General features: G+C 38.9%; 22 protein-coding genes and 1 pseudogene. 9 read left to right on the top strand and 14 right to left on the bottom strand.

Going from position 1 to position 19,496, the window contains the following annotated elements; all coding sequences use genetic code 11:
- Window positions 1-3 precede the first annotated feature (3 nt).
- The 3 genes and pseudogenes from ltrA to OMU_RS01675 all read right to left on the bottom strand — a co-directional run.
- Window positions 4-798 (bottom strand): annotated as a pseudogene (ltrA, locus tag OMU_RS01685) (group II intron reverse transcriptase/maturase); the annotation flags it as partial.
- A gap of 479 nt (window positions 799-1,277) precedes the next feature.
- Entirely contained in the window at window positions 1,278-1,973 is a 696-nt protein-coding gene (locus OMU_RS01680; RefSeq protein ID WP_016178250.1) for an alpha/beta hydrolase, read from the bottom strand.
- Window positions 1,974-2,609 (bottom strand): pentapeptide repeat-containing protein, encoded by a 636-nt coding sequence (locus OMU_RS01675; RefSeq protein ID WP_016178249.1) that lies wholly within the window; start codon window positions 2,607-2,609, stop codon window positions 1,974-1,976.
- A gap of 368 nt (window positions 2,610-2,977) precedes the next feature.
- Between OMU_RS01675 and lepB the strand changes: the two genes are divergently transcribed.
- The gene (lepB, locus tag OMU_RS01670; RefSeq protein ID WP_016178248.1) at window positions 2,978-3,547 is read left to right on the top strand and encodes a signal peptidase I; all 570 of its coding nucleotides are present in this window, start codon (window positions 2,978-2,980) and stop codon (window positions 3,545-3,547) included.
- Between the two features lie 47 nt (window positions 3,548-3,594).
- On the opposite strand, the gene OMU_RS01665 is transcribed toward lepB, so the two are convergent.
- From OMU_RS01665 to OMU_RS01650, 4 genes are all read right to left on the bottom strand, one after another.
- Window positions 3,595-4,014, bottom strand: coding sequence for a hypothetical protein (locus OMU_RS01665; RefSeq protein WP_016178247.1), 420 nt, complete (start codon window positions 4,012-4,014; stop codon window positions 3,595-3,597).
- Between the two features lie 2 nt (window positions 4,015-4,016).
- On the bottom strand, window positions 4,017-5,315 hold the full coding sequence (locus OMU_RS01660; protein WP_016178246.1) for a Y-family DNA polymerase: 1,299 nt from the start codon (window positions 5,313-5,315) through the stop codon (window positions 4,017-4,019).
- 192 nt (window positions 5,316-5,507) lie between these two features.
- The gene (locus OMU_RS01655; protein WP_016178245.1) at window positions 5,508-6,452 is read right to left on the bottom strand and encodes a permease prefix domain 1-containing protein; all 945 of its coding nucleotides are present in this window, start codon (window positions 6,450-6,452) and stop codon (window positions 5,508-5,510) included.
- A 3-nt stretch (window positions 6,453-6,455) separates the two neighbouring features.
- A complete protein-coding gene (locus OMU_RS01650; protein ID WP_016178244.1) occupies window positions 6,456-6,782 on the bottom strand; it encodes a PadR family transcriptional regulator in 327 nt (108 codons plus the stop codon).
- Between the two features lie 239 nt (window positions 6,783-7,021).
- On the opposite strand from OMU_RS01650, the gene OMU_RS01645 reads away from it, so the two are divergent.
- Window positions 7,022-8,131 (top strand): NAD(P)/FAD-dependent oxidoreductase, encoded by a 1,110-nt coding sequence (locus OMU_RS01645; RefSeq protein WP_016178243.1) that lies wholly within the window; start codon window positions 7,022-7,024, stop codon window positions 8,129-8,131.
- Window positions 8,132-8,146: 15 nt separating this feature from the next.
- Here the strand turns inward: OMU_RS01645 and OMU_RS01640 are convergent, their stop codons facing one another.
- The 3 genes from OMU_RS01640 to OMU_RS01630 all read right to left on the bottom strand — a co-directional run bounded on the left by OMU_RS01640 (window position 8,147) and on the right by OMU_RS01630 (window position 10,481).
- On the bottom strand, window positions 8,147-8,710 hold the full coding sequence (locus OMU_RS01640) for a YdeI/OmpD-associated family protein (protein WP_016178242.1): 564 nt from the start codon (window positions 8,708-8,710) through the stop codon (window positions 8,147-8,149).
- 1 nt (window position 8,711) lies between these two features.
- Window positions 8,712-9,413, bottom strand: coding sequence for a deoxyribose-phosphate aldolase (deoC, locus tag OMU_RS01635; protein ID WP_016178241.1), 702 nt, complete (start codon window positions 9,411-9,413; stop codon window positions 8,712-8,714).
- 162 nt (window positions 9,414-9,575) lie between these two features.
- On the bottom strand, window positions 9,576-10,481 hold the full coding sequence (locus OMU_RS01630; RefSeq protein WP_016178240.1) for an AraC family transcriptional regulator: 906 nt from the start codon (window positions 10,479-10,481) through the stop codon (window positions 9,576-9,578).
- A 294-nt stretch (window positions 10,482-10,775) separates the two neighbouring features.
- Here OMU_RS01630 and OMU_RS01625 point away from each other — a divergent pair, with 294 nt between their 5' ends.
- The 7 genes from OMU_RS01625 to rarD all read left to right on the top strand — a co-directional run bounded on the left by OMU_RS01625 (window position 10,776) and on the right by rarD (window position 15,854).
- Window positions 10,776-11,243, top strand: a complete 468-nt coding sequence (locus OMU_RS01625; RefSeq protein WP_016178239.1) for a hypothetical protein — start codon at window positions 10,776-10,778, stop codon at window positions 11,241-11,243.
- Window positions 11,244-11,450: 207 nt separating this feature from the next.
- Window positions 11,451-12,494: an aldose epimerase family protein gene (locus OMU_RS01620; protein WP_016178238.1), complete on the top strand. Its 1,044-nt coding sequence runs from the start codon at window positions 11,451-11,453 to the stop codon at window positions 12,492-12,494.
- Window positions 12,484-13,653, top strand: a complete 1,170-nt coding sequence (locus tag OMU_RS01615; RefSeq protein WP_016178237.1) for a galactokinase — start codon at window positions 12,484-12,486, stop codon at window positions 13,651-13,653. Before OMU_RS01620 ends, OMU_RS01615 begins: the two co-directional genes overlap by 11 nt.
- 117 nt (window positions 13,654-13,770) lie before the next feature.
- Window positions 13,771-13,956 carry a hypothetical protein gene (locus OMU_RS01610; RefSeq protein ID WP_016178236.1) on the top strand — a complete coding sequence of 62 codons (186 nt, stop codon included), beginning with the start codon at window positions 13,771-13,773 and terminating at the stop codon, window positions 13,954-13,956.
- A gap of 38 nt (window positions 13,957-13,994) precedes the next feature.
- On the top strand, window positions 13,995-14,426 hold the full coding sequence (locus tag OMU_RS01605) for a GNAT family N-acetyltransferase (RefSeq protein ID WP_016178235.1): 432 nt from the start codon (window positions 13,995-13,997) through the stop codon (window positions 14,424-14,426).
- A 251-nt stretch (window positions 14,427-14,677) separates the two neighbouring features.
- The gene (locus OMU_RS23145) at window positions 14,678-14,851 is read left to right on the top strand and encodes a hypothetical protein (RefSeq protein WP_155856972.1); all 174 of its coding nucleotides are present in this window, start codon (window positions 14,678-14,680) and stop codon (window positions 14,849-14,851) included.
- A 112-nt stretch (window positions 14,852-14,963) separates the two neighbouring features.
- Entirely contained in the window at window positions 14,964-15,854 is an 891-nt protein-coding gene (gene rarD, locus OMU_RS01600) for an EamA family transporter RarD (protein ID WP_016178234.1), read from the top strand.
- Between the two features lie 57 nt (window positions 15,855-15,911).
- On the opposite strand, the gene OMU_RS23285 is transcribed toward rarD, so the two are convergent.
- The 4 genes from OMU_RS23285 to lysA all read right to left on the bottom strand — a co-directional run bounded on the left by OMU_RS23285 (window position 15,912) and on the right by lysA (window position 19,494).
- On the bottom strand, window positions 15,912-16,076 hold the full coding sequence (locus tag OMU_RS23285) for a hypothetical protein (RefSeq protein WP_016178233.1): 165 nt from the start codon (window positions 16,074-16,076) through the stop codon (window positions 15,912-15,914).
- 212 nt (window positions 16,077-16,288) lie between these two features.
- Window positions 16,289-17,188 carry an NAD(P)-dependent oxidoreductase gene (locus OMU_RS01595; RefSeq protein ID WP_016178232.1) on the bottom strand — a complete coding sequence of 300 codons (900 nt, stop codon included), beginning with the start codon at window positions 17,186-17,188 and terminating at the stop codon, window positions 16,289-16,291.
- Between the two features lie 155 nt (window positions 17,189-17,343).
- Complete coding sequence (dapF, locus tag OMU_RS01590) at window positions 17,344-18,171, bottom strand: diaminopimelate epimerase (protein WP_016178231.1); 828 nt, start codon at window positions 18,169-18,171, stop codon at window positions 17,344-17,346.
- Between the two features lie 24 nt (window positions 18,172-18,195).
- The gene (lysA, locus tag OMU_RS01585) at window positions 18,196-19,494 is read right to left on the bottom strand and encodes a diaminopimelate decarboxylase (RefSeq protein WP_016178230.1); all 1,299 of its coding nucleotides are present in this window, start codon (window positions 19,492-19,494) and stop codon (window positions 18,196-18,198) included.
- Window positions 19,495-19,496 lie beyond the last annotated feature (2 nt).

Here is a 19,496-nt window from a genome sequence, read left to right as displayed (position 1 = left end):
CGCACAGTCATCGGCGTATCGAACAAATTTATGTCCTAGATTTTCTAGCACTTGATCAAATTCGTTCAGGTAGATGTTACTTAACAAGGGAGAGAGATTGCCTCCTTGAGGCGTTCCTTCTTCCGTTGTTGTGATGAGTCCATTTTCCATTACACCACTCATTAAGTATTGACGGATCAGTTTTAGGACTTGTTTGTCCTTTACTTTCCGCTCAACGAAATACATCAGCTTATCGTGATTTACGGTGTCAAAGTAGGCTTTCATATCAATGTCCACCACATATCGGTAACCTTGTTCATAATAAGATTTTGCTTTCTTCACTGCGTCATGTGCGCTGCGATTTGGGCGAAACCCATAACTATTATCTGAGAATTCTGGTTCAAATAGCGGTTGTAACACTTGATTGATTGCCTGTTGAAGCATACGATCAATAACCGTGGGAATTCCTAGTTTTCTTACACCGCCGTTTGGTTTCGGTATTTCTACTCGCAAAACAGGCTGAGGTTTATAGTTCCCTTGGCGTAAATTGGATAGTAATTCCTCGCGGTGCTCTTTCAAGTAAGGAAGCAGTTGATCGACGGTCATCCCATCTGCACCAGCCGCCCCTTTATTTCTGACTACTTGAAGGTACGCTTGATTGAGATTATTCCGCTCTAGAATTCTCCCAAACAGATTTTCTACACCATCTTGTTTCCTCTGTTCACCGCAAGAAGTGCTGCGCACTTCATCATACCCTTCGTGTTCCACACTAGCTCTTTGATGATAGCCAAGTTTTCTTGTTTTCTGCGGTCGTCGCATCTTCTCACACCTCCTAAATTATTCAAGATTCTTATTGTTCAGTCCTTCGTAACAGTCAGTGTCGTTACTACTATGACCTCGGCTGACTTCTCATGATTCACCATCATGTCGCCATGATCGTTGTGCTGGTTTGTTTTCATTCAACGCCCACAACACCCTCATGAGATCTCCCCCGGTAAGAGTGAAAACTTTCCTCCCATGTAACTGCTAGATTTACTGTATAGGTTTCGGGCAGTATTGGACTTTGTCTTGTGATGAAGACTTATCCGACCTAATTCAGCCTTGTATCTAGTTTCTGTTCGTCAGTTCAGGAGTTTGCGTCCGACTTCCTTCAGCCACAGCCTCACGATTGCCGCCTTGTCTTTCGCTAACAGTTCCTACTGCCAAGCCTGTAGTGGACTTTCACCACCAAGTTTTCACCCATGCAGGGCGCACATCGAAAAAAAGTATCCTAGCTAAAATTAACTAGGATACTTCTTTTAAATACTCTTTTTCAACCATTCCTGATAAACCTGCAACTGCTTTGTCGTATGGAAGAAATGCTCTCCTTCGTTAAAAACAGTTAATGAACTATTGGGTGTTTCAGAGAACTTTTCAATCGTTGCTCTTGAGGTCAGATTATCTTTGCTGCCATAAAGAATTTTTGTTGGAGCTGTCCAATTAATCGGATGCTCAACAACATACTTATAGTAGTCCCATTCCAGTGTCTTGATCGGCGTTTCGATAATCTTTTCCCGTTGCAGATCGGCTTTGGTTAATCCCGACCAAAGCAGCATATTTTCGATCAATTCCTGCATATCAACGATTGGTGATAGGAAGAGACTGTGTTCGATCGGTTTATTTTGACACGCTAACATACCAAAATAGGCCCCTATACTGCAGCCAAATAACGAAAATGTTTTTGTTTGCTCTTCCAGTTCATGCAAAATTTTATTCACATCGGCTGCAACATTTTGCGGGTTTAACGCATAGTCAACTCCCTTTCGGTCGCCGTGTTCTGGCAGATCAAAGCTCCAAACTTGATATCCATTTTGTGTGGCAGTTTCAGCCAACAATTGAATGACGGTATCTTCCTTATGAGATTGATCGCCGTGAAATGCTAAGATTATCTCATCGCTTGGTTCTCCCCAACAAATAACCGGAATCTTTTGGATATTCTTTTTTTCTCTTTTCATCTAAGCCTCCTCAATTTGTAAACCTAATCCAGCCGCAATGGTCATAGCTTGATAAGAATTCACTTTCAATCCTTTCAGATGCTCCATCGAAAAAGCTATCTTGCTAAATTGATTCGTAGTAAGATCCAATCCAGATAGTTTTGTCCGCATCCAGTTGCTATTATCCAATTCATTATTGAACAAGAATAAATGCTTCCAAGTCACTTCAAAGAATTCGCTGTCCGTCATTTGACAATTTTCAAAGGTGACATTTTTTAAATTCGTCGCACTATATGAGCCGAAGTTAATCACACAATCCTTGAACTGACAATCCCTTAAATAACTCTCTGCGAAATTACAACCAGTCAATTTACAGCTTTCAAAAATAACCTGATGAAAGCTGCCACCGATCCATTCCAGATTTGAGAAATCACAATTCTTAAAAATTACATTACTCGCTTCAAATCGATATAATTTAGTCCGCTGCATCGTGATTTTCTCTAAAATCGAACGACGTAACACTAAATTTTCACAGGTTAAATAACTATAATCAAAATCCGTGCCATGGACATCCTCAATGGTTGCTTCATCTTCCAAGTAAAAATCCTCAGAGAAATTTTTCGGTAAAATCGGTGGTGCAGGATAATTCTTTTTCATTGTCTTGCTCCTTGTTCATTTTAAAGTATTAATTTTTTATCAAAAATTAATTTCAGTTTCTCGCCGTATATCATTCTGCTAAACTGCTCATTTGTGATCATCCTCAGAAGCGCATTTTTCTCTTGCATTCTTAGACACTGCAAAAAGCAGAACTGACATCCTTGTTCATTTTAAAGTAATGGAATTACACCATAGATCATTCTTCTAATGCTTAAAATTTACAGCTACCTCTTTCCTCATTCAGCATGATTACAGTTTCCCATATTCATACAAAAATCTCTACCCTCAATCGCCTTTTTCTTATATTAGAAGCAAATAAGAGCTTTTTGTTTTGAAGAATGATAAAATTTAGCAATGAGGTGAATCTATTGAATAAAATAATCAAGGAATGGCTTCCTGTAGTCATTATCATAGCATTGATATTTTTAGCCAGGATGTTTGTTTTCTCTCCGGTAAAGGTTGAAGGACATTCGATGGACCCAACGCTTCACGACAAGCAGCGTCTAGTCACATCAAAAATATCTAATCTAGATCGACAGGATATCATCACTACGAAGGAACCAGACAATCAAAATATGTATGTAGTAAAGCGAATCATCGGCTTACCTGGAGATCATGTGCAGATGAAAAACAATGTACTTACAATCAACGGCAAAGAATACGCCGAACCATATCTTGATGAATTTAAGAAAAAGTTCAAAAAGGACAAGCTTAATGAGGAATATTCCTATAATACTGCGTTTCAGGAACAAGCAGCTAATGCTGACAGTTTTACCAACGATTTTGAAGTAACTGTTCCAAAGAATCAGTATTTCGTTTTAGGAGACAATCGCTTGATTTCTAAAGACAGCCGAATTTTCGGCTTCGTTGACAAATCCTTGATCCAAGGAAAAGTGGTTGTACGTTTCTGGCCGTTAAACGAAATCAAATTATTCTAACTATTTTCCGAAAAAGCCATGACGATTTCTCGTCATGGCTTTACTTCTTACTTTGTAATCTTCTGATTAAGAATTTTTTTCGGACCTAAAATCTCAACATGATGAATTTGCTCAATCGTCAAATGAATTGCGCCTCGTTCCTCTTCTTTTAAATAAATTTGTTCTTCTCTTTGTCCAATAAGCCTGCCTACCAAATCATCTAAATAGTTTCCTTCATCATCTAGAGCCTCCAGCTGGATAGCGATTCGTTTATTTTGCAAATATGCCTGCTGCAAAACTGCCCCGATTTCTTCTAAAGACATTGGTTCTTTTTCACTATTGATGTGGTTCCGTTCTTTCGACTCTTTATTCAGTACGGCGGTATGATCAGAAAGATAAAAACCGATCCATTTTATCATTCCACGATCCTGATAAACCTGCTTTGCCTCCATAAATAATCTTTCGGCACTTTCATCATCATAAATCATCCCTAATCCATTCCTTCCATTCCACCGGCATGACCGCCAACCAAACCGGCTCGTTTGATTGCTGTAGCTCCTTCATTTAACGAATGTGCCCGCACAATCGAGCTGAATTTATAACGACTGCGTATTTGAGCAATAACTTCATCAATTTTTTCTTCTTTGATCGTTTGCTGCGGGTCTTCGAACAAATTTAACTGTAGATTCCCTGCTGGTCGCAAAGAGGAAACTGTGATAGAAATATTACGGACTTCAGAATGATCCCAGTATTTTTCAAACAACGCAAAAGCTACTTTTGTTAGTTCGCGCGCTTGATAGGTCGGTGGAATTTTCGATTGATGATGAAACCCTCCGCGTTTTCCGCTGCCAAAATACGCATAGGCAATTCCTAGATGCAGTGTACCGCCTAATACATCGTTCTTTCGTAATCGTTGTGCAACCTGTTCGCAGATTTCAGCGATAACAGTTAGAATATCACCTTTATGAGCATAATTTTTTGGTAAAACCTGTGAGTTGCCAATCGATTTTTCCTTAGTAGGATACAAATCCTTTTGCGAGAGAACAGAACGATCAATCCCCCAAGCATGCATATAATGCTGCATCCCCATCACACCAAAATGATTTTTCAAGACAAAGGGGTCGGTATGAGCCAAATCACCCATGGTATACATACCCATCATTTGGTAGCGACGCTCCATCCGATTGCCGATTCCGCAGAATTCGCTTAAGCGAAGCGGCCAAATTTTCTCAGGCACATCTTGATAATGCCATTGAGCAAACCGCTCTTTAGTAAGCTTTGCCTCATTATCCATCGCGATTTTTGCTAATAAAGGATTGTCTCCCATTCCTAACGAAGTATAAATACCAACTTTTTTAATAATTTCATTTTGAATCATCTTTCCGACTTCCGCCGAACTTTTGCCAAATAATTTCCAGCTATGGGTCAAATCCCCAAATTGTTCATCAATGCTGTAGGTATGAATGTCTTCTTCTGCCATATACGAACGAAAAATCTCTTGGATACGCATGTGATATTGAATATAGAGTGTCATCCGCGGCGGTACAATGTGAAGTTTGGGATGATTAGGAATTTCAAATCCCCGACTAACATTACTGATGCCTAAAACTTTTTTCGCCATCGGGCTTGCTGCTAAAACCAACCCCTCATTCTCGCGATCCCCACTCATTACAACTAGCAGATCATTCAACGGATCTAAGTCATGCTCAATACACTCCACACTGGCATAAAAGCTTTTCGAGTCCATACAGAAAACATCTCTGACAGGCTCCCCTTCGTACACATTCATCAAAACCACCTCCTCAAAAAGCAAACATATGTTCGTTTTAAGTTTAAGTTTATTCTGGATTTTTGTCAATCATTAACCGATGAGGATTTAATAAGAAATTTTCCAAAGGATTTTGACTGATAAAACAGATAAAAAAGACGTTCTAAGCATCTTAATTATGCCTAAAACGTCTTTCAACGTATAAATCTTATACTACTTTTTTACAAAAATGGCCTCCAAAACACTGTAAAAAATTCCTGCCATTACAAAGATCATCCAGCTCATACCCCATGCCCCGCTCAAAAACGACCAACCTAAGTAGATCATCACAACAATTGGCCAATAGACTCTCTCAAGCAAATGCTTCGTACGTGCTGAGTCACCATATTTTGCCTGCATCGCATTGGGGCCTAATTCATCTTCATCAGCGATAAAGTATTTTTCCTTAATAAATTTATCAAAGCTATTGTAATTGATACTGCCGTAAATAATTAGAAACACCCCAATTGCCAAAAAGAAGAACATCACGGGAATTCCGTATTCCGCGTAGGTAAACATTTGGAAAAAGAAAATCGGCGAGATACTTAATACACACAGACAAATCCCAAATACTAAGCTGACTTGAAAGCTTTTTTGATACCCCTTTTTCAACTTTTGAGCCTCTTTATTCGTGTCAATCGGGATATAACGATCATTTAATTCTGAATTATTTTTTGAAAACTGCATCCCATTATAAATAATAATCCCAACACTGATAGCGATCATAACAAAAAACAATAAAAATCCCATCATCTCAGAACCACGGATGCCCAATCCAATCAATGCTCCAACCGCAAGCAGGCAACCACTGATCCCTAAGCTTAAACCCATTGCATCTTTCTTACGTTCGGTCAAATACTGATACATCTCGTCTTCGTTGATTCCATTTTCCGGTTCTTTTTCACGAGAAGCAAATTCTAATTCTTCACGTAATTCATCAACGGAGCCAAACTCACTGATTACCTGACCAATCGCTTCGTGCTCGCTCTTTCCTTCATCTATTAACGCTAAATAGTGATCTTCCATTATTGTTAAAATCTCTTGTTTTGCTCGCAAGACTTCTTTTGTTTTTGGAAATTCAAGAAATAATGTCTCTACATAATTTTTGATCGTATCCATTTTTTACCCTTCTTTCATAAATCGGTTCACAACTTTTTTGGTTTGCTTCCATTCATCCCGCTTTTCTTCCAAAAAAGCCATTCCTTTATCTGTAATCTGATAATACGTTCGTTTTTTACCATGGGTAATTTCTCCAGGATAAGAATGGATATAGCCATTTTTCTCCAAACGATTGAACGCCGAATACAGTGTCGTCTCCTTGATGACATAGATTTCTTCGCTTACATCTCTAATTTTCTGGGAAACAGCATACCCGTAGGAATCGCCATCCTTAAGTACGGACAAAATGATGACATCATTGTATCCGCGAATCCCATCGCTAGAAATCATTTTGCCACCTCCTGAAATTACTTCATCTGTCGTTGTAATCATTGTACGCTAATTACTACGACAGGTAAAGTAAAATATTTTTGAATTTTCGAAAAATATTTTCAAAACAGTAAAATTAATCAATGAAAGCGTTAAACTATCACTATTCTTCCAGCAATGATCTAAAAAGCATTTTTTTCAATCTAGTGATATGATCTTACTGACTATATAAATTTTAAGAAAAAAAGGAATTGAAACTTATGCAAAAAATCGCAATCATTGGCGGCGGCATCATTGGGATGACACTGGCAAATTATTTAGATCCAAAAAAATATCAAGTAACGCTTTTTGATGATCCTACTGGACAAGCAACAAAAGCCAGTGCAGGGATTATCTCTCCTTGGCTGTCCAAACGCCGAAATAAGCAGTGGTATCGATTAGCCAAAGATGGTGCGGCTTTCTTTCCAAAATTGATCCAAGATTTCCAGCTAGATCATACAATCTATCAGCAATCTGGAACATTGCTTTTACGTCCCGAAAAGCAAATAGCAGAGCTACGAGCATTGGCAGAAGAACGTAAAAAAAGCGCACCAGAAATCGGTACGATCAAGCAGCTGACTGGCGAACAGACACAGCAAGAATTACCCTTACTAAAGCCCTTGCCAGCTCTTAAAATTAGCGGTGGCGGTCGCTTAGATGGAAAGGCCTATTTGATTCGAATGCGTAAATTAGCGCAAGACAGCGGCGTTAAGTTTATTTCTCAACGTGTTCAGTTAGCAAATATACAGTCCCTCACCTATGGCAATAACCAAGCAGCTTTTGATCAAATTATTTTAACTGTCGGCCCTCATTTAAAAGGATTATTAGCTCCTTTAAACTACCAAGTCGATTTACGTCCACAAAAGGGGCAGCTCTTAGTATTTGAAACGGCTTTTAACTCTAGCGGAAATTTCCCGGTAGCCATGTTAGATGGCGAAGCTGATTTGATCCCCTTCTTAAATGGAAAAATTTTACTGGGCGCAACACATGAAAATGAAGCGGCTTGGGATTTGTCAGAAACACCAGAAGCTTTTGAACAACTCACGAATAGTGCTCGGGATTTCCTCATAGAACCTGAGAAATTATTAACTACACCCTTTCATTATCGAGTTGGGACACGCGCATATACGTCTGATTATGCCCCCTTTTTTGGTCAATTGGATGATCATTTATTGGTTGCTAGCGGGCTTGGCTCCTCTGGGTTGACAACTGGTCCGTATATTGGCTATTTATTGGCTCACTATTTGAATACAGGTGAAGCGAACTGGCAAGTTTACCAAAAAGAATTGTCAACTTATATTCAGCGCAAAGAAACGCCGGAATCAGACTAAGATTCCAGCGTTTCGTTACATTGGTCTTAAGTTTTTCTCTAATCGATCAATCATCCAGGCTAGTCGTTTGGTTCTTCCAGCCTCAGTTTTAGCATCTAAGTAGGCTCGGGTATAGGTTTTCTTAACCGAAGGCGGCATATTTTCAAAATTCTTTGAAGCCTCGGCATTTTTCTTCAACAACGCTGCTACTTCCGCAATTTGTTCATCTGTAATCGCTGATGGCTTCGTCGCATTCGCCCACTGGCCATTTTGCTTTGCTTCTGCGATTTTTTCTCGACCTAAATCTGTCATTAAGCCTTGCTGCTCCAGTTTATCCAAGACTTTTTTATTTTTTTCAGACCATTTACTATTTTTACGTCGTGTAGCAAAATATTTCAGATAAGAGTGTTCATCAACCTTTTTCATCACCCCATCTATCCAGCCAAAACATAGCGCTTCTTCCAATGCTTCCCCAGCTTTTAGACTTTTGACTTGCTTTGTCTTACCAAAAACCAGCCATACACCGCCGCTGGTTGTCGCATTTTCCGTGAGCCACGTTCGAAAGTCTTCTCGTTTTTCAAAAAGTAGATTATTCTCCATATTAATTATCCATTCCTAAAACGACTGGTGTGGATTTGAAGCCGATACCCATTCGGTCAATCCCCATATCAATTAGTTCTAAGAAATGCTCCCGCGTACGAATACCACCGCTTCCTTTGATCTTGATTCGACCTTTGCACTGGTCCATCATGATCTGGATCACTTCATTAGTTGCTCCTTTACTCTCATAACCCGTGATAAAGCCAGTACTTGTTTTAACAAAATCAGCATTCGCCGCAATCGCACATTCGCAGGCTTGACGAATTTGTTCTTCATTTAATGTATCCGTTTCAAAAATAACCTTCACTGCTGTCCCATGAGCATGACACGTCTCCACGATAATCTTCAGCTCTTTGGTTACTTCATCATATTTTCCACTACGAATCCAACCAAAATTCGCGACAATATCTAACTCATAAATATCCCCTCGCTGACAATACGTCTCTGCCTGCAACACTTTGGAGGCAGTCGTACTCGTCCCAAATGGAAAATCACAAACGACACAAATCTTGGTATCGGTTCCTTCTGTCATCTCCGCTGCGATATCCAAAGAAGATGGGTTTACACAAACCGTTGCGCAATGATAATCAATGCCCTCTTGAATGTATTGTCGAATCTCTGCTTCCGTAAAATCCGGCTTCAATACGGACTGATCAATATACGCACCCAGTTCCTCAACGGTCATTTCACTCGCTTTTTTCATGGTTGGATCCCTCCCGTTTATTTTCACCATATCTGCCATACTTTTGGATAATTAAAAAATAGGTATCTTCCCCAAAAAGACAGCTTAGGCATTTTATGTAAAAAAACTATACTTATAAAATAAGTATAGGATAACCTCAAGGCTTTGTAAACGCTCACTTAGCTATGTTGCTCTATTTACCACCGCTTGTTTTTTTAATTGATTTTTTAAATCATCTAACGATACATTTTTAAAATCTTCATTTTTCATTCGTTTGCGATAAGCTGTTGCTGTTTCTCCAGTCAATTTTTTAAACATTCGGCTAAAAACCACAAGACTATTGAAACCAACCTGCTCAGCAATATTCTCGACGGACTCATCTGTCATAGAAAGTAAAAAAGCAGCTCGATTGATTCGTACCCCCAGTAAATAATCTCTGATACTAATATCCATGTGATTACGAAAGACTCGTGATAGATGACTGCGATTAACCGCTAACCGCCGGGCGATTTCCTCAACAGTCACATGCTCTGCGTAATGAGCTTCAATGTATTCGACAGTCGCTACCGCCAAAGGTGAATAGACCTTTTTATTACCTAAATGACTCTTGCCACCATCTTCTAAGAGAATTGCTAAAAAACGATAGGTCAATTCATTTAAATGCAGCTCATTCGTGAGTGTTTCCTCCACAAATGGTAAACAAGCTAGGATAGTATTGATATATTTTTGCGTATCTGAAGATACCATCGTGTATTGATCCTTTTTAAACTGTGAATGGTGAATGATTTCGTCTGCTGCGGCTCCGCCAAAAGAAAGCCAACCATACATCCACGGATCTTCCCCATCCGCCAAATAGAAGGTTGAGTCACCAGGACGAATCAAAAACAAATCACCTTTTTTTAAATGATACTGTTGATTTTTCACTTGATAGGTTCCCTTACCCTCCATTACGATATGCAGTGTATAATTTTGCCGAATCGCAGGTCCAAAAGCGTGAAAGGGCAGCGTTTTTGAAATTCCGCAATAATCAAAATGCAGATCGGTTTTCAACTGACGCTGTTCCTTTTTTAAAAAAATTGCCTGTTCCATCACCAGTACCTCCATCCTAATCTTCACTCTAAAGTATACATGAAAATAGTGTATTTTTTGATAGTATTCACAACTATTGAATCACATCCAGCTACTTCCGGTTTGCTGCTAAGGGAAAAGCACAAAAGAATGATTACTTTTTTGTTATTCTTGATTGTCACGATACCCTTTTTACTCACTTGAACGCTGAAAATTTATCGAAGCACATGGTGAGCTTTGATTGCATGTTGCAGTATGAATTGAGTATTGTATACTAAGGATATTTCTATCTTATGAATAAGGAAGGTTTAACAATTGATTTCAGGTATTTTTATTTTATTAGGTTTTTATTATTTCTATTTGGCAAGAAAATCCAGCACTTTAACCAGCTCAGCGAGAACAAAGAAAATCGGCATGTTTCTTACAAAACTCACAGTAATTGTGCCATTGATCGCTCTTGCGGTTTTTGTCATTTTATTTATGACTATTTTATCTGGTCGCCTGATCGAAAGAAGTTCCCATGCATTAATTTTACTCGTCTTATGGCTAATACTTACAAATTGTTACGCTTGGATTCTCACCTATTCTGGCGATAAGAACTTTTTAATCCAAACCATTGCAGCAGCAGTGTGTTCTTTGATTTGTATTGTTCTAGTAACACCATTGGGAAGGTATGATTTACTTGTTTATGATTATATTGGCAACTTTTCCTTTGTAATTGGTTTTTCTGGCTTACTTCTTTTTTATCTTAGCCATTATTTTAGAAGACCCGCTCATTTGTAGAAGATCTTCTTCTGTTTTTGAGAAAAAATGCAACAAAAAGTTAAATAGTCGTCACAGAAAGACGTTTAAAAGAAAACGATTTCTTGATAAATTGATTTCAGGGAATGATGATGCTTTTCTTAGAACTTGTCACTTAATCAAGAAATCGCTAAACTTATTAAGACACGAGAAATTTTCCATTACACAAAAAAAGCGAGGTTTTTTTATATGCAAATTACAGAAAAAGATTTTGGTCAAGGTTATCACTTAATTAGCATTGAAAATGAATCCGGTTTCCACTTATCGGTAACTGATTTAGGAGCACGAATCGTCAGTCTAGGGCACGACAAAGAACTGGTACTAAACTTTGATTCAGCCGAAGAATATCTAGAAAGGGATGCTTTTATCGGGGCTTCAATCGGTCGAACCGCTGGTCGAATCGAAAATGGACGCTTCACACTTGATGGTAAAGACTATCAAGTAGCGATTGATCCAGAAACTGGTCATTCTCTTCACGGCGGCAAACCAGGCTTTGAAACGAAAAAATGGGATTATGCAATCGAAAATGGTGATCAGGAAGCATCCATTATTTTCACACTGACTAGCCCTGATGGCGAGCATGGTTTTCCAGGAAACTTGAAGGTGGAGGTTCGACACACCCTGACACAGGAAAATGTTTGGCGTGTGACCACTAAAGCTACCAGCGATCAGACTACCTTGTTCAACCCTACCAATCATGTATATTTCAACCTGACAGGCGATCCTACTCAAGCAATCGATGAACACAAGCTCTGGCTAAATAGTGACTCTGTTGCTGTTCTGCGACCAGATACCATTCCTACGGGCGAAATCATGAATGTAACTGGAACACCTTTTGATTTCCAAACAGAAACAGCTTTGGCTGATATGTTTACTAGTGACTTTGAACAAAAAAATCTATGTAACGGCTTGGATCATCCTTTCTTCTTAAAGGAAAGCGATTTGAACAAACCCGCAGCAAAACTGACTAGCCCTGATGGAACAGTTGAACTAACTGTCTCAACAGATTCTTCTAGTGTTGTCATCTTTACCGCCAACTTTGGTGAAGATGGACCGATGATGCAAGGAAAACAACTCGCTCATCACGGCGGCATCACTTTTGAAACACAGGTCGCACCAGGAGCAGAACAATTTCCTGAATTCGGCTCCATTAAACTGCCTGCGAACACACCATTTGAAACGATTACTGAATATAAAATAAACTTGAAAGAAGCGAATACACATGGAAATTAAACGCGAATTAAACACAAAATTTGCTGAAATTTTTGGTCCCAAAGAAACGACCCAATACTTTTCACCCGGACGGATTAATCTGATCGGTGAACATACCGATTATAATGGTGGTCACGTCTTCCCTGCTTCCATCACTTATGGAACCTATGGTATAGCGGCTCCTCGCGAAGATAAGAAAGTTTTGGTTTATTCCACTAACTTTGAAGATATTGGTGTCATCACCTTTGACGTCGATCAATTGGACTACGATAAAAAAGACAACTGGGCCAACTATGCAAAAGGCATGGTCTTAAAACTGAAGGATGCCGGTCATAAAATTGATCATGGCTTCGAGCTATTAGTAGAAGGGACGATTCCAAATGGTGCTGGGCTGTCCAGCAGTGCTTCCTTAGAATTATTAGTTGGAGTTGTTTTAGAAGATTTATTTGATTTGAAGACCGATCGTCTTGAGCTAGTAAAAACAGGAAAAAAAGTCGAAAATGAATTTATCGGTGTCAATTCAGGGATTATGGATCAATTTGCCATTGGCTTTGGCGATATCGATCAAGCGATTCTGCTGGATACCAACACGTTAAAATATGAAATGGTTCCAGTAAAGCTTGACGGTTACGCAGTGGTGATCATGAACACCAACAAACGCCGTGAATTGGCAGATTCCAAATACAATGAACGTCGCAGCGAATGTGAGGAAGCACTTGCTCGTCTGCAAAAGAAACTGGACATTCAAGCATTAGGCGATCTAGATGAAGCCACTTTTGAAGCAAATATTGATTTGATTGGCGACGACACCTTGATTCGTCGCGCACGCCATGCTGTAACCGAAAATCAACGAACTTTAGAAGCAAAGGCAGAATTAGAAAAAGGCAATTTGGAAGCCTTTGGAAAATTGTTGAATGCCTCTCACTATTCACTTCGCCATGACTATGAAGTAACAGGAATTGAGCTGGACACCTTAGTCGATGCGGCTCAAGCTCAAAGCGGTGTCTTAGGTGCTCGAATGACAGGTGCCGGCTTTGGTGGATGTGCGATTGCTGTTGTCAAAGAAGAAAATATTCCAACCTTCAAAAACAAAGTCTACGACAAATACATGGAAATTGTTGGTTACGCGCCAGATTTCTATGTCGCACATATCGGCAGTGGAACAACAAAGATCGGTTAAACCTTAAAGTAATGAACGCCTCTATCCATCGTTTTGGGTAGAGAGCGTTTTTTGTTATCAAAGAATTTTGCCTTCAAACTATCTTTCGTCTACAATTATGGAAAAGGAGTCTTTCCCATGTCGAGCAAACGATCCATCTTAGAAAAGAAACGGGTTTATATTCCCTTAGCAATTTTACTCGGTGTTTTAGGATTCAGTCCGATGCTCGTTTCTTTATTAGGAGTAAAATCTGAGGATAAACTAAATAAAGACTATTACTCAAACGCTGAAGAACCATTTTTTCAATCGATAGATAAAGACTGAACTTTAACTATATTAAACTAAAAAATTTGGAGCTTATGATGATTAGACGGATTGAAACAATTACTGACGCAGATTTAGAAACCATTGCATCTATTTGGTTAAGGAGCAATTTGGAGTCTCATGCTTTTATTGACCGGAATTATTGGCTCAAAAATTATCAAACAGTTAAGGCGTCCCTCACTACCGCTGATCTTTATGCCTACTATCATAACGAGAAAATCATCGGCTTTCTTGGCTTGATTGACGAGTATATTGCTGGAATCTTTGTATTGCAGGAATACAGATCATTAGGAATTGGTGGGCAATTATTGGCAAGAATAAAAGAGAAGCATTCAAAATTATTATTAAGCGTTTATCAAAAAAATGAACGTGCTGTTCAGTTTTACTTAAAACAAGGTTTCACGATTCTAAAGGAAACAACAGATTATGAAACAACTGAAGAAGAATTTTTGATGGAGTGGATTCTTTGATCCTCTCACGACTAAAATCACTGTAACTTGTAAAAAGTGAAATTTTTCGGCTAATCTTTCATTCAACGACCATTTCTCTTCTTTTTTCATTTTGGGTTTCTTAATAGAAGTCCTACAATTCTATTCCCAAGCTGAGCTATAAAGATTTCTTAACTTCTATATTACAAAATTTCTGAATACGATTTTTTCAAAACCTCCATTTTGACGCGGTTTCCTCAAAAGCATATACTTTCTTTAAAGAGGTGATCCTTTTGAACCTGAAAAAATTCAATAATATGTATACCTATATCGCTATTTCCTATTTTTTCGTCTCACTTTTCTTCGCCTTTCAATCGGGTGCGGTCTTAAAACTAGCAAGCTTCTTTTTTCTAATTTCATTTGGTATCAATGCCTTCAAATCAATCAAAGAAGCTCAAAATCGTTAATCCAATTTTCGTAATCACATATTATTTATAATCATCAAATCCCTTTTTTTCAAATTATCTCTCAATTGTTTATGTTAAAATGGTAAAATACGATTCAAACAAGGAGGTTCTGATGAAAAAAGATTCTGGGTTAGTTTATGGTTTTGGTGCATATATTCTTTGGGGCATCCTGCCGCTTTACTGGAAACTGCTAGGTGGTGTCAGCTCTATTGATATTTTGTTTTATCGAATTATTTGGTCTCTGATTTTTATGTTGCTTTACATGATTGCATTACGAAAGATGCCGACTTTTATTCAAGAGGTCAAAGTACTTTTAAAAAATCGAAAAAAGGTTCTCGCTGTTATTATAGCGGCGATTTTCGTCTCATTAAACTGGGGAATCTTTATTTATACGGTGTCAATTGGACAAGTTCAACAAGCTAGTTTAGGCTATTATATTAATCCATTACTAAATGTACTGGCTGGCGCTCTCTATTTAAAAGAGCCGCTAACGAAGCAAGCCAAGCTGGCTAGTCTTTCGGCACTAACTGGAGTGATATTGTTGACGCTCCAAACCGGTGTTTTCCCCTTCAATTCGCTTTTTTTAGCAACTAGTTTTTGTTTGTATGGATTAACAAAAAAACAGTTGCAGTTGAGTTCTGCAACAAGCATCACCTTGGAAACATTGATTATTGCGCCAATCGGTCTAATCTATTTGTTTTTTATTTCACCGACTGGATTCATGAATTATTCAATGAGTACGAATGTATTGTTAATGGGGGCCGGTGTGGTAACGGCAATTCCTTTGCTACTTTTTGCAACTGCTGTGAAGAAGCTATCTTATATAACGCTCGGTTTTCTCCAGTATGTGAATCCGACCATCATGCTAGTGATGGCAATCTTCCTATTCCATGAACCATATGCCTTGCCGCAATTCATTGCCTTTGCCTTTATTTGGTTAGGTATTCTGATTTTTGTTGCCGGAAATTTGATTCAAGTACGAAAAAAAGGGCTTCGTCCATAGAGACAAAGCCTTTTTCTAAACACTATACAAACTTCAATAATCCTATGGTCTCAATGCTTAATAATTGAACTCATGTAATATCTCGCCTGATCTGAATACTTTGCTCATCTTAACTTTTGCATAATTTGTTGCATAGCACAGCGCTTCTCGACGAGTATTGAATGTTTCCTCGGTCATTTCTCCGACAATCGTTTCTACCTGAACTAAGTATTGATATTCCATATCTTTTCCCCATTTCTTTTCAAAACACGCAACCATCATTTGTATTATCATAGCGAGTTTTCAAGGGAATTTCAATAACCAATGTAATATTATATGACATGAGATAAAAATAATTTGAAAAAAGCAACATTTCACGTAATATTTCTTTACATACGCTTGGACATTAAAAAAGATTCAAACGACATTACGCTTGAATCTTCATAAAATCTCCATTAATGATTTGCTTGAAATTCCTTAATATTTGCAATGACTTTTTGAGCCAAACGAACTTTTGCCATCGAAGTTAGACCGGCGTTGGTTTTTCCGGCAAAAACATTCGGTAACCCTATCACTTCTTCGCCTAATCCTGCTTCAGTATCACTAAACGCATAGTTCCCAGGTTCTGCCAACCATTTTTTTAGCGCTGGCACTTCATGAGACGGCGCAATCGAAACATTCATCAAAATTTTCCCATTGCCAAACTGATTAAAAGCTACTTCATCTAATAGGACAACATTTTTATTCAGACAAGTAATTAAGATATCTACCTTCTCTAACAGCTCATCTAAGGACAAATAAGTCATATTCAATTCTTTTTCAATTTCAGGTTTGCGCGTTCGACTATAATAATTGACGTTCATACCAAAGAACTTCATCGTTTTCGCCAATAAGCTGCCGACTGTTCCCATGCCCACAATGCCGACTTTGACATCGGTCAATTCCATTGGCTCATCCTTCCACATCGCAGGTCCGCGCCCTTGTAATAAACGAACCAATTCACTGATGGCATATTCCTTCACACCTTCATCGCCATAATCACGAACGCCTGTTACCACGATCCCTTTTTTCTCTGCATGGAGAATATCTACGTTCGCATTTTCTGGCGCATACAAGCTAGCACAAATTCCAATATAACGAATATTCGGGCAAGCATCTAAGACTTCCTTATCAATAAAGCTGGTAAAACTCAACATCACACAATCTGCGTCACCTATTCGATCGATAATTGTCGCTGCATCCGTCGGAATATCCTCATAAAAAAAAGTTTCTTCTGCTAGATCCTTGAGTTTTTCATCCCATTCAGGTAATAATTTGGTTGGCTCGATCGCCACCATTTTTTTAAATTTCTCCATGTCGGCCTCCTAAGTAACTCTATTCATCTCATGATACGTTCTACAAATTTCTGCGTCAATAAGCAAGATTTAAACCGCTATCATCAAAAAAGCCCCGTCTAAGACTATTTATACGTAGGAACCAAAAAAAGATGACCACGCTCGGTCACCTTCTTTTACGCTAAATCTTCATCTAAAATTGTTCCTTTGACAACCATATTCGTATCACCGATTAAATAAAGGTCATTCTCGACAACATTCACTTGAAGCTGTCCGCCTAAGACTTCGATCACAACTGGATCACTTTTGACCAGACCTTTTTTAGTCAATGCATATGCCGTTGAGCCGGTTCCGGTACCGCAGGCCAAAGTGAAATCTTCCACACCTCGTTCATAGGTGCGCTCTACCACCGTTTGATCAGACAATATATCATAGAAATTCACATTAGCGCCCTTTTCAAAGGCGGGATGAATTCTCAATTTTCTTGCAAAATCAAGAATCGTTTCTAATTCAGTCATAGCTAAATCCGGTACGTGAACAACTAAATGAGGAATCCCTGGATTTCCCAATTCAACATAATCCACGGTTACCTCTTTCCCATCAACCTGAAGAAGTTTGTCTGCTTCAAAAACGGTTGGTGAGTTCAACTGTACGCGATAGGTCCTCTTGTCCAAACGTTCTGCTGGCACATCACCTGCGATCGTTTCAATGATCATTTTTTCTTTAGCTATCCCTGTCTCAAAGGCCCAGCGCGCCACACAGCGAGCACCATTTCCGCACATTTCTGCTTCAGAACCGTCTGCATTGAAAAAGCGAGCATAAAAATCACCGGATCCGCGGGCTGCCTCTACCGCGATCAAAGTATCTGCTCCAACGGAGACACGACGAGTAGAAACACGAGCCGCAAATTTGGTCAATTGTTCACTGGCAAAGTTCAGTTCTTGATTGTCGATCAAAATAAAATCATTGCCTGCACCTTGTAGTTTATAAAAAGGAATGTTCATTCATCCACCTCATTTCAAGAGTCTTTATTTCAAAAATTCAGGAATTTCTTCATTTTGAATCATCTGATCCAAGGTCTGTCTTTTTACGATAATTTCGGCTTGTCCTGCTTTTGTTAACACAACGGCTGGAATCGCTAATTTGTTGTAATTGCTTGCCATAGAATAGCCATAAGCTCCCGTTGAAAAAGTAGCAAAAATATCGCCAGCTTCAACCACTGGCAGCTCAATATCTTTGACCAAAATATCCGTACTTTCACAGGCCTTACCTGAAACCGTCACTTTTTCCGTTGCTTTAACATCTGCTTTGTTGGCTAAAATCCCTGTATACTCCGCTTCATAAAGTCCCGGACGAATATTATCGGTCATCCCACCATCGATACTGACATATTTTCGCAATCCAGGAAGCTCTTTGATTGCTCCGATTTTGTGTAGGCTGATCCCTGCTTCAGCAACGATACTCCGGCCTGGCTCAATCACAACTGCAGGCTGCGGAAAGTTTTCTGTTTCGCAAAAAGCCAATACTTTTTCCATCATAGGATCTGTAAAATAACTAAAAGGCTTTGGCTGATCTGCATCTGTGTAGCGAACACCGAAACCGCCGCCAAAGTTCAATTCCTTGATTGTATAGTCAAAACGGTCTTTTACCATTTTAACCAAATCTAAAGCAATTTCTACCGCTGCAAGATGGGCATGATTATCAAATAATTGACTACCTACATGGAAATGAAAACCTAAAAAATTCACTTCTGGTGTTTCAATCGCATGTTCGATTTGCGGGAACAAGATCGCCTCATCGATCGGAATCCCAAATTTTGAATCCTTTTGTCCTGTCGAAATAAATGAATGAGTTTGAACATTGACTTCAGGTGTGATACGGAACAAAACATCCACTACTTTTTGTTTTTCTTTGGCGATTGCCGCAATCAGATCAACCTCCTGCAGACTGTCGATGATGATTCGACCAACGCCATAATCAATCGCCATTTCTAGTTCTTCGATTGATTTATTGTTGCCGTTCATTTCAATATGCTCCGCGGGAAAATCAGCTTTGATCGCCGTGTACAATTCACCATCAGAAACAACATCTAAAGAAAAGCCTTGCTTTTCAATAATTTTTAGCATCGCAAGCGTTGAGAAAGCTTTGCTGGCAAAAGCCACACGAACATTCTCATATTTTTCGACAAAATCTCGCTGCAGTTCTTGGCACTTCTCTTCAATCATGGTTTGCGAAAACACATATAACGGAGTTCCAAATTTCTCTGCTAAAGCAACAGTATCGCAACCATCCCACATTAAATGACCATTTTTAGTTTCAAATTCCATCG

Source organism: Enterococcus avium ATCC 14025 (genome assembly GCF_000406965.1).
Classification (GTDB): Bacteria; Bacillota; Bacilli; order Lactobacillales; family Enterococcaceae; genus Enterococcus_A; species Enterococcus_A avium.
The sequence above is the reverse complement of the archived record's forward strand: the minus strand, read 5'-3'. Positions and strand labels throughout refer to the sequence as shown.